15 protein-coding genes are annotated in these 14,315 nt (G+C 51.2%); 8 read left to right on the top strand and 7 right to left on the bottom strand.

Features of this window, described 5'->3' with window-relative positions; translation table 11 throughout:
* Window positions 1-27 precede the first annotated feature (27 nt).
* Complete coding sequence (locus B156_RS0114635; RefSeq protein WP_018620491.1) at window positions 28-522, bottom strand: hypothetical protein; 495 nt, start codon at window positions 520-522, stop codon at window positions 28-30.
* Window positions 523-958: 436 nt separating this feature from the next.
* Here B156_RS0114635 and B156_RS0114630 point away from each other — a divergent pair, with 436 nt between their 5' ends.
* The 4 genes from B156_RS0114630 to B156_RS0114615 all read left to right on the top strand — a co-directional run bounded on the left by B156_RS0114630 (window position 959) and on the right by B156_RS0114615 (window position 4,864).
* The gene (locus B156_RS0114630; RefSeq protein ID WP_018620490.1) at window positions 959-1,696 is read left to right on the top strand and encodes a proteasome-type protease; all 738 of its coding nucleotides are present in this window, start codon (window positions 959-961) and stop codon (window positions 1,694-1,696) included.
* 64 nt (window positions 1,697-1,760) lie between these two features.
* Complete coding sequence (locus tag B156_RS0114625) at window positions 1,761-2,591, top strand: transglutaminase family protein (protein ID WP_018620489.1); 831 nt, start codon at window positions 1,761-1,763, stop codon at window positions 2,589-2,591.
* A 246-nt stretch (window positions 2,592-2,837) separates the two neighbouring features.
* Window positions 2,838-4,250, top strand: coding sequence for a phosphoglucosamine mutase (gene glmM / locus B156_RS0114620; RefSeq protein WP_018620488.1), 1,413 nt, complete (start codon window positions 2,838-2,840; stop codon window positions 4,248-4,250).
* A gap of 251 nt (window positions 4,251-4,501) precedes the next feature.
* Window positions 4,502-4,864 (top strand): YtxH domain-containing protein, encoded by a 363-nt coding sequence (locus B156_RS0114615; protein ID WP_018620487.1) that lies wholly within the window; start codon window positions 4,502-4,504, stop codon window positions 4,862-4,864.
* A gap of 237 nt (window positions 4,865-5,101) precedes the next feature.
* Here B156_RS0114615 and B156_RS0114610 read toward each other — a convergent pair whose 3' ends face one another.
* Both B156_RS0114610 and B156_RS0114605 read right to left on the bottom strand, forming a co-directional pair.
* Window positions 5,102-5,620 carry a heme-degrading domain-containing protein gene (locus B156_RS0114610; protein ID WP_018620486.1) on the bottom strand — a complete coding sequence of 173 codons (519 nt, stop codon included), beginning with the start codon at window positions 5,618-5,620 and terminating at the stop codon, window positions 5,102-5,104.
* A gap of 69 nt (window positions 5,621-5,689) precedes the next feature.
* Window positions 5,690-6,700, bottom strand: a complete 1,011-nt coding sequence (locus B156_RS0114605) for a phytanoyl-CoA dioxygenase family protein (RefSeq protein WP_018620485.1) — start codon at window positions 6,698-6,700, stop codon at window positions 5,690-5,692.
* 153 nt (window positions 6,701-6,853) lie between these two features.
* Here B156_RS0114605 and B156_RS0114600 point away from each other — a divergent pair, with 153 nt between their 5' ends.
* Together B156_RS0114600 and B156_RS0114595 are read left to right on the top strand one after the other, a co-directional pair.
* Window positions 6,854-7,699, top strand: coding sequence for an AraC family transcriptional regulator (locus B156_RS0114600; protein WP_018620484.1), 846 nt, complete (start codon window positions 6,854-6,856; stop codon window positions 7,697-7,699).
* A gap of 26 nt (window positions 7,700-7,725) precedes the next feature.
* A complete protein-coding gene (locus B156_RS0114595) occupies window positions 7,726-8,037 on the top strand; it encodes a hypothetical protein (RefSeq protein ID WP_018620483.1) in 312 nt (103 codons plus the stop codon).
* Between the two features lie 58 nt (window positions 8,038-8,095).
* Here the strand turns inward: B156_RS0114595 and B156_RS0114590 are convergent, their stop codons facing one another.
* Both B156_RS0114590 and B156_RS0114580 read right to left on the bottom strand, forming a co-directional pair.
* Complete coding sequence (locus B156_RS0114590) at window positions 8,096-9,109, bottom strand: zinc-binding alcohol dehydrogenase family protein (RefSeq protein ID WP_018620482.1); 1,014 nt, start codon at window positions 9,107-9,109, stop codon at window positions 8,096-8,098.
* Window positions 9,110-9,358: 249 nt separating this feature from the next.
* Window positions 9,359-10,720: a hypothetical protein gene (locus B156_RS0114580; protein WP_018620480.1), complete on the bottom strand. Its 1,362-nt coding sequence runs from the start codon at window positions 10,718-10,720 to the stop codon at window positions 9,359-9,361.
* 277 nt (window positions 10,721-10,997) lie between these two features.
* Between B156_RS0114580 and B156_RS0114575 the strand changes: the two genes are divergently transcribed.
* Together B156_RS0114575 and B156_RS0114570 are read left to right on the top strand one after the other, a co-directional pair.
* The gene (locus B156_RS0114575) at window positions 10,998-11,228 is read left to right on the top strand and encodes a hypothetical protein (protein WP_018620479.1); all 231 of its coding nucleotides are present in this window, start codon (window positions 10,998-11,000) and stop codon (window positions 11,226-11,228) included.
* 113 nt (window positions 11,229-11,341) lie between these two features.
* Window positions 11,342-11,665, top strand: a complete 324-nt coding sequence (locus B156_RS0114570) for a type II toxin-antitoxin system VapC family toxin (protein ID WP_018620478.1) — start codon at window positions 11,342-11,344, stop codon at window positions 11,663-11,665.
* Between the two features lie 43 nt (window positions 11,666-11,708).
* Here B156_RS0114570 and B156_RS0114565 read toward each other — a convergent pair whose 3' ends face one another.
* Both B156_RS0114565 and B156_RS0114560 read right to left on the bottom strand, forming a co-directional pair.
* Entirely contained in the window at window positions 11,709-13,607 is a 1,899-nt protein-coding gene (locus tag B156_RS0114565) for an AAA domain-containing protein (protein WP_018620477.1), read from the bottom strand.
* 84 nt (window positions 13,608-13,691) lie between these two features.
* The gene (locus B156_RS0114560; RefSeq protein ID WP_018620476.1) at window positions 13,692-14,153 is read right to left on the bottom strand and encodes a VOC family protein; all 462 of its coding nucleotides are present in this window, start codon (window positions 14,151-14,153) and stop codon (window positions 13,692-13,694) included.
* Window positions 14,154-14,315 lie beyond the last annotated feature (162 nt).

Raw genomic sequence — 14,315 nt, 5'->3', positions numbered from 1 at the left:
TCCGGAAGGAAGAGGTAGCTGAGCAGATTAGTAGAAGAGTCCCCAGTCGTCGGGGGCGTCGTTATCTTTATCAAAGCTATTGACCCACTCAACAAATAAGAGCCGGAATTGCTCTATCTCCTCACGGAGTACGTTCAGATAGGCCGTGGCCGTCAGTTTCTCCGCTTTACAATAGGACGTTTGGGCGAGTAGTTCGCGGGCGTGCATCTTTATGATGACGGCATTTTCCATCCGCAGGGTATATAAGTCACCCCCTTCTGCACCAACAATTTTCGGTGGCAGCATCATGGCATTGGCCAGCATCTGTTCGTGCATCATCAGCACATCCTCTTCTTTATTGATGGTTTCAACGATGGCCTGCGTTAGTTCCATCAATTCGTTCGCCTTCCGGAGGATTGGCAAATTTTTAATGCGCCGGTTTTCGGCCTCCATTTCGGCACGGGCTTCCTCAGGATCGTAATCCTCATCGAAGCCATCCCAGTCCAGGAAGTTGTCGTCGTCGTCCTCGTCGTCAAAGTTCATCGAAACACAATGTATAGGAAATGATCACCATCTACTTGCCAAAGTAACACAAAGGTTTCCCAAAAACAAACCTTTCGTTGCCAAAATACCTTTCTGACCGGTTGACTCAACACTCGTTCGAGACCCAACCAATGTACGGGTATGGCCCTGCCTGGCTACTTTTTACGGGCGCCTTTTCTGGGTCGGCCAACTGATGAGTGCCGGTACAAGTAGTCTTCTTTGTTGCGAGTGTATCAGATGCCCGATTTTGGGGCTTACCACCGGTCTTCTGTAGCTAACGCTTAACAGGAACTTAGCAATACGCAATATCATTTTTCGGAGAAACGAGTAGCAAATCAAACAAAAGCGGGGGCAATCTGTATATTTGTCTGGCATAGTATCTGGAGGCATTCTCTCCTGCACTAATGTGCTGCTCCTGCATTACCCTCTGTATCGAATGACATATTGTTTAGGCGTTAAAGTTGCTTCGGGCCTGGTTGCCATCGCCGATAGACGGTTAACTTCCGGCACAGAAGTTTCGTCGAACCGAAAGATTTCGGTTCACGAAGTTGAGAATCATTCGCTGTTTATTATGACCTCGGGTTTACGTTCCGTCCGGGACAAGGCCATCACCTACTTTAGTGAAGTGCTTACCGAACAGGACCGTTCATTCAATAAACTGTATAAAGCTGTCAACGCGTTTGGCGAGCAGGTAAAACGTGTTGCTCAGGAAGACAAATCGTCTATTATTGCTAACGGATTGAACTTCAACCTGCACGCCATTGTCGGTGGCCAGCTTGAGGATGATACGGAACATAAACTGTACATGCTTTACCCCGAAGGCAACTGGGTGGAGGTGGACCAGGGATCACCGTTCAAGATTATTGGCAACTCCGGCTACGGCAAACCACTCCTGTTCCGAAACCTGTCGTACGAATCCAGTTTACAGGAAGCACTCAAAATCGGCTTTCTCGCCTTCGATGCCACCCGGGTTAGTGCCAGCGATGTCGATTACCCGCTGGATGTTGTGATTTATCCGAAAGATAGCTTCCACATGACCGAATATCGGCTTGAGAAAGAAGACATGGACGAGGTGTCGCATCAATGGAGTGCACTGCTGAGCAACTCGGTACGAAAACTTCCCGCCACCTGGATGGACCCCATCTTTGAAAAAGTAAAAGCGGTGAAAGAATGATGACCGGCGACCTGGTCATCATTCTTTCATTTATAATCGCACCGGCGACCCGGTCATCAGTTACATGAACCTCCACGTTCGGCACGAATCTGAATACACGTATGATATGCCAGTGGCTCTGGGGCCGCAAACGCTTTACCTGTATCCGCGCATGTATCCTTACCAGCGGTTGCTGGATTACAAATTATCCATTGACCCGCAGCCTACCCAGATTGTACGGAACATTGACGTTGAGGGCAACGTACAGCAACTGGTGTATTTCAGTCAGCCGACACGCTACCTGAAAGTCTGCGTCGAGATTGAACTCTATTCGGAAGAGTTTAACTCGTTTGATTTTGTTTTATTTCCCTTTGAAACGCAAACCGTGCCGTTCCGGTATCCAAAGGAAGTTGAGTCCCTGCTTCGCCCCTACCTGGAGCGGGAGGATATATCGGAGCACATAGAAACCTGGGCACGGCGGCTGGCAGCCGGGTCGGGGTGGCAGACAACTTCTTTTTTAACGTCGCTCAACCAAACGATTCGGGAGTTTACTTACGAGATCCGGGAAGAGGGGGCGGCTTTTCCGCCCGAACAGACGCTGAGCCAGCGGAAAGGCTCCTGTCGCGACTATGCAACGCTGTTTATTGCCGCCTGCCGTAGCCTGGGTATCGCGTCCCGCTTTGTGAGTGGCTACCTGTTCGGCAATCCTCAGCAGGAGCATGAACTTCACGCCTGGGCAGAAGTATACCTGCCCGGTGCCGGCTGGCGGGGCTTCGATCCCACAGAAGGGTCGGTGGTGGTTAACCGGCACATTTTCCTGGCGTCAACGGGTAAGCCCGATCTGGTCGCGCCCATCAGCGGTATGTTTACGGGCCAGGCGAAGTCCGTTCTGCGCTCAGAACTAACGTTTCTATAACGTCTATAGCGTGTTGACTGATTAGGTTATACGCTGGTAAAAGACTCCCATCCAACCATCCCCCAGCAGGGAGGGCTATAAAAAATACAAGCATAAAGAGCTTTCCTGCTGGGCAGGATTGGGCTGGGCAGAACGCCATCAGTCAGTACATCTATAGCATTAGTGAACTAGCAAAGCTTTCTGCTGCTTACCGCCACTATTTCCTATCTTTGTAACCATATCTAACGTATTTATTGAACCCAGCACGTGGCATTAATTAAGTCTATTTCGGGGATTAGAGGAACGATTGGGGGGCGCAGCGGAAACGGGCTGACACCCCCGGATGTTGTTAAGTATACAGCCGCCTTTGGCCAATGGCTCAGGCAACAAAACCCTGATCGACAAACCGTTGTAATTGGGCGGGATGGCCGTTTGTCGGGCGAAATGGTATCCAAACTGGTAGCCGCCACGCTACAGAGCCTTGGGTTGAACGTTATCGATTTAGGCTTATCGACAACGCCAACGGTGGAGCTGGCCGTAACGGGCGAAGGAGCAGCCGGGGGAATTATTCTGACCGCCAGCCACAATCCTATCCAATGGAACGCCCTTAAACTACTCAACGAAACCGGCGAGTTTATCTCGGCGCAGGACGGTGCCGATGTACTGGCAATTGCCGAAGCTGAATCTTTCGACTTTGTGGAGGTACGTAAACTGGGGCAATACCGGACCGACGCCACCTGGCTACAGAAACATATCGACCTGATCCTGGATCTACCGCTGGTTGACCGCGACGCAATTGCCGGGCGAAACTTCCGGCTCGTGGTTGATGCCGTTAATTCAACCGGAGGCATTGCCGTGCCGCTTCTGCTGGAAGCACTGGGGGTAGAAAAAATCTCAAAACTCCACTGTGAACCGACGGGTGATTTTGCCCACAACCCCGAGCCACTACCCGAAAATCTGCGCGATATTATCAAGGAAATGCAGAAAGGCAACGCCGACCTGGGTATTGTGGTAGATCCGGATGTGGATCGGTTAGCCCTCATTTGTGAAGATGGTTCTCCCTTTGGTGAAGAATATACCCTGGTTGCGGTAGCTGATTATGTACTCAAACACCGGTCGGCCATTGGCGAGTTACCGGGCAACAGCGTTTCGAACATGTCGAGTACCGTTGCGCTGCGCGATGTGACCCAACGATACGGTGGGCAGCATTTTGCCTCCGCCGTGGGGGAGGTCAACGTGGTTGAGATGATGAAGGCAAACCAGGCGGTAATCGGTGGTGAAGGAAACGGTGGTATTATTTACCCCGATCTGCACCACGGCCGCGATGCACTAGTAGGAATTGCCCTGTTCCTCACCCACCTGGCCAAATCGGGACGCTCAGCGTCCATGCTCCGCCGGACCTATCCTAACTACTACATCTCCAAAAACAAAATTGAGCTGACCGCCGATATCGACGTAGATGCCGTTCTGGGACGGATTCAAACCAAATACGCCCGCAATCCAATCAACACCATTGACGGCGTTAAGATTGAGTTCGACAAAGAATGGGTACACCTTCGGAAATCGAACACGGAACCCATTATCCGGATATACTCCGAATCGGATACCCTCGCCACGGCTGATTATCTGGCCAGAAAAATAATTGACGATATCCGGGAAGTGATTTCAGAGAATCGTTAATCGGTTATTCTTTACCGAAGTTTCATCGAGCCGCTATGGGTACATAGCGGCCTTTTGTTTCGATTCACGCCTACGAATGGCCCCTAACTTGTAGAAAAAAGTACCCACCACGGGGGTTTATTTATTGGACATAAATGTCTGCATAAACTATAATTCACTGATAGTCAATTTGCTGATAATTCGTACAACATTATGGCATAGTTTTCCCTTGTTAGTAAGTAATCCCAGGACGAATTAAAAGATATACCATTATGAGCTTTTTAAAAGGAGTATTAACAGGTTTGGCTATCGGCTACCTGACAGCCCCCCGCAGCGGTAAAGACACACGTGATAAATTGACGAAAGGCGCCAATGATTTGCAGAACCAGTGGGAAGACGGTTTGAACCAGGTGAAAACCCAAATCGACCACTTTACGGGCAAAGCCGAAAATAAAGTGAACCAGTACGCTGATAAAGCGGAACAGACGTTTGATACGTATAAGGACGATTCACAGGACACATTTGATTACAACCGCGAACAAGCCAAAACGGACTACAACCAATCGGTTGATGAGACGGCTGCGGCTGCAAAGTCGGGAATAAATGACGCTGAGGACGCTCTAAAGTTCAACTAGAAATAGCAAAACCAAAGAACCAATTTTTTGACCCGCCACCATCGAATGCATTCGATGGTGGCGGGCTTTTTGTGTTACCAGTCCGTCAGACCGCGTGTTACTGACGGGTAAGCCGCAGAAGGTAAGATTAAAGGGTAGCGTTACAGTCGTTACGAAGTCACAATATTACCCTTTACACCAACTGGTGACTATTACCCGAACCTTAGTACCGGCTTATCCTTCTTTCATTTACTGTAATCAATCGTCCATGTTATCTGCTGGTCCAAGAGTCAGTTCACTCAACGAGCAGTTAAGCCAGTTGGCCAGCACCTCAACAATAACGTTATGGTCATCGCGCATGGGCAGACCGGATACCGCGATGGTGCCGATGCAACCCGTGCCGCGCAATAGAATCGGGAAACAACCGCCCGCCGTGGCGTGGTCCCGTAACGAAAGGCCCGACTGCTCGGTGAGTGTTACTCCTTTTTTTCGTAACTCCATCCGCATGGCATAGGAACTTCGGTGGAACCGTTGCACCACGTTGCGCTTCCGCCGAATCCAGTCGCCATTGTCCGGCGTTGTGCCCGGCATGGCGTAGAAGAACAAAGGAAAATCCGTTAGTTGAATCTCAATGGCGGCCGCTTTGCCGCGGGTTTCAACCGCTTCTTTCAGGCGCATGCCCAGTTGCCAGGCCGTATCGGCCGAAAAAGAATCGAACTGTAGCTGTTCTTCCTGAAGCGCCAGCCGCGCCATATCGTCCTCAAGTGTTGCGTTCATGGAGCAAAGCTATGAAAGGGGCTTAAACATCCTTCTGTGCACAAACCGTTTTTTCTACCAACTCATCCCCTACTCCTCCCACGAGTCGAGACCGAGGAGTTTACGGCCCAGTTCGTTCAGCTCAGCGGTTTGGTGGCGGTCCCGTTCCCAGTTACGCGGGTCGCCGGGGAAAGCATACCCTTCTGGGGCTACCCGGTCGCGCCAGGAGGTAATGCGCCACTGCCGCAGGGCTTCGTTATCTTCTTCGGCGGGCATCATGGAAATATATTGCGCTATCCGCACCTTATTGCCGGAACGGTTGGGCCGGATGCCGTGGGGCTGAGTGCTGTTAAAAATCAACAGGTCGCCCGCATCCATTTTTACCTTTACCAGCTTGTCTTCCAAGCCTGTAACGTCGGGTTTGAAGTGATTACGGTCTTCGGGCTGGGAAAGTTTCCAGGTATCGTAAGTGCGGTAAAGTTCAGGAATGCACTGAAAGCCGCCCATGTTTTCGTCGTTCTGATCGGCCAGGGCCAGTACGCCCTGCACGTTTTGCGGCCGGGTTTCGGGGTCGTAATCCCAGTGAATAAAACCCTTAAAGGTGTCTTCAGGGCGCAACGGCAGGTTCAGATTGGCCCGGTCGATGGTGACCCAGAGCTTTTCGGTACCCCATACATCGACAAACGCATCGTAGACCCGCTGCGTCTGCCGGTTATCCCACTCGTACTGGTGATTGTACAGTTCGACCATACCGGTACCGGCCAGTTCTTTCATTTTCATCTCGGCACGGGGTGGTGCGTACCAGGTGGTGTTGTCATTGGGATCTTTTTCCTCAAATTCCCATAGGAAATTAGCCAGCCGCTCAGCCTGTTGGCGGGGAACGGCCTGTTTGATGACGATATACCCGTTTTCTTTCCAGAATTTCCAGTCGGCTTCCGACAGCACCCGCAAGGGCTGGTCGGCGTCGTTTCCACTACGGTCGCTGAGGCTTAGTTTACTGCTGGTCGCCGTTGATGGGTTGCCCGGAATGTCTTTATGCGCATTAGTAGGGGCCATGCTTTGAGCCATTGTAGGTGTTATTGTGGCTGGCGTTGCTTCCATGTCAATAGTGTTTAGACGTGATTTTGTTGTAACAAAGGTAGTTTACCGGCAGGGTAGCTGTTACGACAAAACTGGCCATTTTTTGCACTATATTGCTCTTGTTATCCTGTTTCGACACTTACCAGGCCATTTTATGGCAAAATCGTCTGCTGTATGAAGAGTGCGCTGGAACAAATAAGCCCGGATGCCGATAGTTCGTTTCACCTGCTGGTTACACCCCGGCTGAGTGATGTTTTCCTGTGGCACTACCATCCCGAATACGAAATTGTGTTCATCGAGGGCGCCAGCGGCACCCGCCACGTGGGTAACCATATTTCGCGCTATGAGGGCAGCGACCTGGTTTTTATTGGTCCCAACGTGCCCCACCTCAACTTCGATTACGGCGTAACCACCGACCACCGGGAGGTGGTGGTGCAGCTGAAAGAAACCTTTCTGGGCGAAACATTCTGGCAGGCGCCCGAATTCACAGCCATCTGCGCCCTGTTTGACCGGGCGCGGTCAGGGGTATCGTTTCACGGAGAGACTAAACAGCGGGTGGGCGAAAAACTCAGTCAGTTAGCCGACCTGCCCGCCTTCGAGCGACTACTCCTGCTGTTGAACATTTTCCAGCAACTCGCGGTCAGTACCGAGTACACCTCCCTTCATGGGCAGGCCGTAGCCAGCGCGTACAACCTGAAAGAGCAGCAGCGGTTAAAGCGGGTCAATCAGTTTATCGCGGAGCAGTACGCCCGCAAGATTGACATTACCGAAGTAGCTGCCTTAGCCAGCCTGACAGAAGCTGCTTTCTGCCGCTACTTCAAACGAATGACTCACCTGACGTTTACCCAGTTTTTGAACCAGTACCGCATCAATCAGGCGCAAAAACTGCTACTGCTGGATCACACCGTATCCGAAGCCTGTTTCGCCTGCGGGTTCGAAAGTATGTCGTATTTCAACAAAATATTCCGGCGCGTTACCGGTGAAAATCCGCTACAGTTTAAGAAACGGCACCTAACGTAATTTTTAACGGCTGAAACCGCCAGTCTATGACAATAGAATCTAGTCAACCGGAGGTCGACGTAATCAGACGCTATATTGACAGGGTTAAATCCGGAGAAACCCAAAAGCAGTTGCCGGGTCTCGATCAGGAGTTCCCGGACTGGAACACGGTTTTTCTGCTGCTTAGGAAGTTGCTGGCATACGGTGTCCATCATGTTGGGCAAAATAACTCCGACATAAGTTACCCGGATTTGCAGAAAAGAAGTCAGAAGCCCAACGATATGCGGGCGACTGTTCACGCATACCTTAGCCAATTCGAGCATCTGGTAGCGATTTATGTAGCCCATCATCAGGACTGAAGTAACGTCCAAAAACACCCTCAGCGGTCGGCGGGATAACCCATACAGAATGCCTCCGTCAAAACACAATAACCAGTTTACCGATAGTTGTCCCGGACTCCAGTTGCGTGTGCGCACTCTTGACCGTGTCGGCCGACAGGCCATTCAACACCTTATTCACTATCGGAATCAGTGTACCCGAATCGTACAACGCAGCGACGCGGTTCAGGATGCGGTGCTGTTCAATCATGTCATCGGTCTGGTACGAGGACCGGGTAAACATCAGCTCCCAGGAAAACGTTACGCTTTTGCTTTTCAACTTGTTCAGTACAACCGGCTCGGCACTGCCCGTAATGGAGGCAATGTGCCCCTGCGGTTTGATCAGTTCGGTCATAGCATCCCAGTACCCGTTGGTATCCACAAAGTCCACAATGTAGTCGACGTGCTGCACACCCTGCTGCCGGATTTCATTCACTAAATCTTTATGGTTCACCACCCTATCGGCACCCATTTTAAGACACCAGTCCGTTGTTTCGGGGCGCGATGCTGTTGTAATGACCCGGAGGCCCAGCAATTTTTTAGCGAGCTGAATCGCTATCGAGCCAACCCCACCAGCACCACCAATGATGAGGATCGTCTTACCCGCATCCCGTTCGGGACTCAGCCGCATCCGGTCGAAGAATATCTCCCAGGCCGTCAGGGCAACCAGCGGAATACCGGCTGACTCTTCGAGCGATAGGTTAGCCGGTTTCTTACCGACCAGCCGTTCGTCGATAACCTGGTATTCGGCGTAGCTGCCCGATTTTGTTATGTCGCCAGCGTAATAGACGGCATCCCCAACCTTGAACAGGGTTACATTTTCGCCCACCTGCTCTACCATACCAACCGCATCCCAGCCAATGATTTTGGGGGCATCGAGCACGGTATCCTTAGCCGAATTCTGCCGGACTTTGTAATCGACCGGATTGACAGAAATCGCCTGTATCTTCACCAGCAGGTCGTATCCGGCGGGCACTGGTTTTTCAATGTCGACGTCAATAAAACTATGCTGATCGGTAATGGGTAAGGAGGTGTTGAATCCAACGGCTTTCATACAAACTGAGACATTTACGTAAATAGACCGTAAAGGTATGAACTGTGTTTTAGTTACCTCACAAACAATAGTTCATCTTCCAGCACTTGCTGATACCTGATGGTATCGAACCAGCATTGGCCAGTAAGCGCCATGCCGTTTGTCTGGGTGACGTTCGGCAAGCCTGTCGTTGTTGCGGGGTACGGAGATGTAGACGATGTATCGCTTCTGAAAACCAGGAAAAAGGATTTATAGTCACGGGTGGGTAGGCTACGGCTCGGGTACGTACCAGAACGGAATAGTCACCAGTTCGTCGGGTTCTTTTTTTCGGGGGTCCTGCACAGACACACGGAGTAGGTTACTGCCCGTTTTCAGGTTACCGGGAACCAGTACCGTCTGCCAGCCTCGTTGCTCCTGTGTTCCGGCTTTGGTAAAGAAAAGGTCGGGCTGGGTGTAGACCGAATCGTTGACGGTGATACGAATCAGGTCACGGATCTGCTGTCGGCTCCAGGTGGCAAACAGTCGGCGACGCTCCTTTCTGGGCAGTGTATCGCTCCAGATGGGTTTGGCAGCTACTTGTGTGAGCAGTGTGTCGAGGGCTTTGGGATACGAAATGAACAGCCGCAGGTAGGGCTCCCTAATTATATCTGACTGGATGGAAGCCACATCGATGAAAGCATCTTCCTGCCTTTGGCTATCGTAGGATGCAGGACTAATATATAGACTATCGACACGAGCCTCGTAGAGATGACGACTGTTAAATAGCGATGCCCGACCATTGCTTTTGGCTATATCGGCGGTGTATTCGAGCACAAACGTGACAAAAAACACCACCATAAATAGTGCAAATGTCTGAAACAGCTTACCGGGCCGGATGTTGCTGTAAAACGTGTTGGTGACGTAGGACGTGTGTCTGTACGTACCCAGCATCATCAATTGCATCAGCTTAGTTAACCGGTAATTGAGTTGAATGCCCCTGGGGGTTTCTTTTATCTTCTTCTGACTCAGCACGATAATGGCTATGTAGAACACAGCCACCAGCGTACCCAGGGCAATTTTGACCCCAAACCAAACGTCGGCGGGTACATTGGGTTGAACAGTTAAGTAGATTAGTAGCCCCAGCATATAGAGTACAGCTACCACGATCAGAAAAAATACAAACTGAAAGGCGAGGGCAAACACGATGTTGCACCGTTTGTCGAGCCAGAGAATATAACGGTCCAGCGGACCAAGTTCGTCGGCCATGCGTTGTTGCGCGTAGGGCGTTGAAAACGGAATACGGTCGTAGCGGATGCCGGACGGAAAAACGGCCAGTAACCCCACCAGCCCGACCCAAAACGCCCGCATCACAAAATTGGCCAGAAAAGCCGCAAACAGGACGTGACAAGTGGCCCGGATCAGGCTGTAGGCCAGCGACGGCAACATGGCCGCTACGCCATCGGTATGGGTCATGTAGTTATACCGGAGGTAGCCAAACGCAGACTCCAACAGATCGGGCAATTGCAGAATGGCGAACATGGCGACGCCCGAAATGGCTAGTTCGAGGTTCCAGCTCTGGGCGGTTAACTCCCGAAGCTTGTCCTGCTCGTCTGGTGTAAGGGAGGATTCCGGTAGTGGATTACTTTCAGACATAGGGGGTTTTGGGTGCTGGTTTTTCAGGTTCAGGCAGCTCGTACCGTTGCTTTGGCAATATCGGCACATTTACCGTAAGCGACTGCTCCTAACGCCTGAAATATCGCCAGGCTCTGATTACGCTCATTCCCGGTCGCTCTGGTATGCGTTCAGTCCTTCGGCGTAAGTGATAAAATTGGTGCGTTAGTCAACCTGATAACCGATAGAATTGCATAGCCTCAATCGAGCATTTCTTGTATCTTTGATAAAATCAGTGAGAACCTGAATCAATAAAATTATGGTTGCCGTTGTAGGAACTTACCAGAATGGGTACGTAAAACTTGATAAGGATTATCCAACGGATAATCCCGTCAAAGTTATCGTCACGTTTTTGGAAGATGTAGAAGTGGCCTCTGAGACAGGATTTTCGATTACCGACTTCTCTTTTTCAAAGAGTCAACAGAACCTGGAAAATGTCAAAGGTTCTTTCAGTGAAGCCGTTGTTGAAGAAAGACGAGCAACGGTATGAGGTTATTTCTGGATACGTCCTCACTGATTAAGCTATACCACAAAGAATCTGATACCTAAGTCCTTGAATCTCTTTTCTCAACCGTAAAAATCACGACTATTTTCCTTTCGGAATTGACTAAAGTAGAATTTGCGTCAACATTCTGGAAGAAGGTCCGGACTAAAGAAGTTACTGAGTTGGAAGCGCAGACAACGCTGGCCCTGTTTGAGTCTGATTTTGCAAAATACACGTTTATATCCCTCGATAGTATCATCGTTGAACAGGCAAGAATCCTCTTGTTGACACACGGAAAGAAGAGCCTTAGAACGTTGGGCGCTATTCAACTGTCAACGGCTTTGTCTCTGGTTCAAAAGGGAAATCTTTTCCTCACTGCCGACAAATTATTGCAATCACTTTTTGACATCGAAGGTTTGCCTACCCAACTACCATCTCGTTAGCTTGAGCGTGCTAAACGCGTTGGTATGAGTGAGGGGATCGACCTTACGCCCATTCCCAGGCACTCTGGTAGGCGTTCAGACTTTCGGCGTAGGTGATAAAATCGGTGTAAAACGGCAGGCTGGACAGTGTAGCACTATCACCAATCACGATCAGTTTTTTGCGCGCCCGGGTCATGGCGACATTCATCCGACGAATCTCCGACAAAAAGCCAATTTCCTGTCTGTCATTGCTGCGGGTCATGGAAATATACACGATGTCGCGTTCCTGCCCCTGAAAACTGTCGATGGTGTTCAACGACATACTGGCCCGATAGGGTTGTATCTCGGGGGTGTGATTGAGTTGCTCGTTCAGCACGGCCAGTTGCTGTTTATACGGCGAAATGATGGCGATACTCGGGAAGTTGGCGGGGGTGTAGCGTGCACCTAATTCCGTTACCATCTGCGTCAGGTGTTTGACCAGCAGGGCCGCTTCTTCGGGATTAGTGGAACTGGTTCCTTCCAGTTTCTCGTCGAACCCACACCCGGCCGTGTCGATAAACAACAGGGCACTGTCGCCGGGAAACAGCGCGTGGGTCGCGACGGATGCGTGCGCCCGCAACAGATTACCGTAGAACACCCGCGACGAATACCCCATAATCTGTTCGTGCATCCGGTACTGCTCGTCCAGCAGATTCACCGCTTCGGGGTGGAGCGCAATGCATTTTTCGAGCAGCGTAACGCTCAACCCCTGCTGGGCCGCTTCCATTGATTTTATGGTGGGCGACAACTGAAACGGGTCACCCGCCAGCACCAGTTTCTGCGCTTTCAGGATGGGTATCCAGCAGGCAGGTTCCAGTGCCTGCCCGGCTTCGTCAATGACAACGGTATGAAACGTCAGGTTGCGCACCATGTACTGATTCGACCCCACCAGCGTCGCCGTGATGACCTGTGCTTTGCTAATCAGATCGTCGATGATGTACTGTTCCGTATTACCAACGTCCTTCATGATCCGGTGGGCTTCATCGAATAGAGCCTTCCGCTGGTCGCGCTCGGCCTTACCGAAACTTCGCTTGTACTTATGGGCCATGTTTTTGAACTCGGCCGCCTGCTTTTTCAGCTTTTTGGCCTCGCGCATCTGGGGGTGCTCACTCATTTTATGGTCCAGTGTCAGAGCGGTCAGTCGCTCCGACACGCGGCTGGGGTTCCCTATCCGCAATACGTTCAGTCCTTCTTCGTGCAGCTTTTCACTCAGCAAATCAACGGCGGTGTTACTGGGGGCCACCACCAGAACCTGCTTGTGGTCCTGCTTTATCAGGGCTTTAATCGCCTGCACCAGCGTAGTGGTTTTGCCAGTTCCCGGCGGGCCGTGAACAATCGCCAGTTCATTGGCCGTCAGTATTTTATGGACCGCCCGGTTCTGGCTGTCATTCAGTCGGGGAATGGTTGGGGTAACTAATTCGGTGTGAAACGTGGGTGGTGCCTGCCCGGTCAGGATGTTGACCAGCCGATTCTTGCCGGTTTCGGCGATGGTATTGGCAAGTTTCAATGCATCCTGCATCTCGTCGTAACTTTTGTCGTCGAACAGCATTTCGATACCTAGCTTGCCATCCCGCGACCAGTCGGGCAGTTCATCCGTCAGCAGGGAAAGTTTGAGCCGGTTGCCATTCTGAAAAGAAATCGTCCCTTCGACCCGGTCGGTTTTGGGGTCGTGGTTGCTGAACAGCACGGCGGGCATACCGGACCGTAGCTGGTGAGATATATCGGGATGGGTAGTCCGCTCCACTTCGACGGTGAGGTAATCACCACGGCCCAGTTCGGAACCCCGGATAGCGATGGGATACCAGGCTAGCCCATTGACCCGGCGTTCGGCAATACTGGTCGACTGGGTAAGCTTCTGGTACTGGATGCGGTCTTCTTCGCGTTCCCCTTTAAGCAGGTCGAGCAGCTTTTTAAAGTAATCCATGCCCCAAAGGTAGCGTAATGGCGGCCTCATTTCGACCAGCCAGGCTATTCTAAGCGACTGATCGAAATGAGGCACTGCCATCCGCTAGGCTTCTTCCAGCGTGCGGATATCCAGTTTGGACATTTTCAGCATGGCCTGCATTACCCGTTTTGCTTTCTCCGGGTCTTTATCTCCCAACAGTCTGCCCAATGCCGAGGGGACAATTTGCCAGGAAACGCCGAATTTATCTTTTAGCCACCCACACGGACCGGGCTGACCTCCATCGGTCAGTTTCTCCCAATACTCATCGACTTCGGCCTGGGTTTCGCAGGTCACAAAGAGCGAGATACCATTGGCAAAGCTGAAGTGAGGACCACCGTTCAGGGCCATAAATTCCTGCCCATCGATTTGAAAAGTGACCGATATGGCGCTTCCGGGCGGGACCGGGGCACCCTCCCCGTAGCGGCTTATCCGGGTAATTTCTGCGTTTTTAAAGACGGAGGTGTAGAGTTTTGCGGCTTCTTCGGCCTGATCGTTGAAGGTCAGGAATGTCGTGATTTTCTGCATGTTGTTTACTGGTTTGCGGTCAACAAATATAGGGCCGATTACCAAAGCTAAAAGGGGTCAAAAACAACAGGATACAGGGGTCTTTGTACCAACCTGGCCACCCTTACGTTGATTACTCATTATATATCAGCCTGTAAAGCGATGCTCAGCCGTCTGCAAAAG

The organism is Spirosoma luteum DSM 19990, from assembly GCF_000374065.1.
GTDB lineage: Bacteria > Bacteroidota > Bacteroidia > Cytophagales > Spirosomataceae > Spirosoma > Spirosoma luteum.
Note: the sequence above shows the minus strand (reverse complement) of the source record. Positions and strands in the feature narration are given on the sequence as shown.

Bases quoted from the DNA above. Each gene is read 5' to 3' on its own strand.
- B156_RS0114575 (WP_018620479.1), top strand. From the start codon at position 10,998: ATGGTTGCCGTTGTAGGAACTTACCAGAATGGGTACGTAAAACTTGAT.
- B156_RS0114625 (WP_018620489.1), top strand. From the start codon at position 1,761: ATGAACCTCCACGTTCGGCACGAATCTGAATACACGTATGATATGCCA.
- B156_RS0114635 (WP_018620491.1), bottom strand. From the start codon at position 522: ATGAACTTTGACGACGAGGACGACGACGACAACTTCCTGGACTGGGAT.
- B156_RS0114590 (WP_018620482.1), bottom strand. From the start codon at position 9,109: ATGAAAGCCGTTGGATTCAACACCTCCTTACCCATTACCGATCAGCAT.
- B156_RS0114560 (WP_018620476.1), bottom strand. From the start codon at position 14,153: ATGCAGAAAATCACGACATTCCTGACCTTCAACGATCAGGCCGAAGAA.
- B156_RS0114610 (WP_018620486.1), bottom strand. From the start codon at position 5,620: ATGAACGCAACACTTGAGGACGATATGGCGCGGCTGGCGCTTCAGGAA.
- B156_RS0114615 (WP_018620487.1), top strand. From the start codon at position 4,502: ATGAGCTTTTTAAAAGGAGTATTAACAGGTTTGGCTATCGGCTACCTG.
- B156_RS0114595 (WP_018620483.1), top strand. From the start codon at position 7,726: ATGACAATAGAATCTAGTCAACCGGAGGTCGACGTAATCAGACGCTAT.
- B156_RS0114565 (WP_018620477.1), bottom strand. From the start codon at position 13,607: ATGGATTACTTTAAAAAGCTGCTCGACCTGCTTAAAGGGGAACGCGAA.
- B156_RS0114605 (WP_018620485.1), bottom strand. From the start codon at position 6,700: ATGGAAGCAACGCCAGCCACAATAACACCTACAATGGCTCAAAGCATG.
- B156_RS0114630 (WP_018620490.1), top strand. From the start codon at position 959: ATGACATATTGTTTAGGCGTTAAAGTTGCTTCGGGCCTGGTTGCCATC.
- B156_RS0114600 (WP_018620484.1), top strand. From the start codon at position 6,854: ATGAAGAGTGCGCTGGAACAAATAAGCCCGGATGCCGATAGTTCGTTT.
- B156_RS0114580 (WP_018620480.1), bottom strand. From the start codon at position 10,720: ATGTCTGAAAGTAATCCACTACCGGAATCCTCCCTTACACCAGACGAG.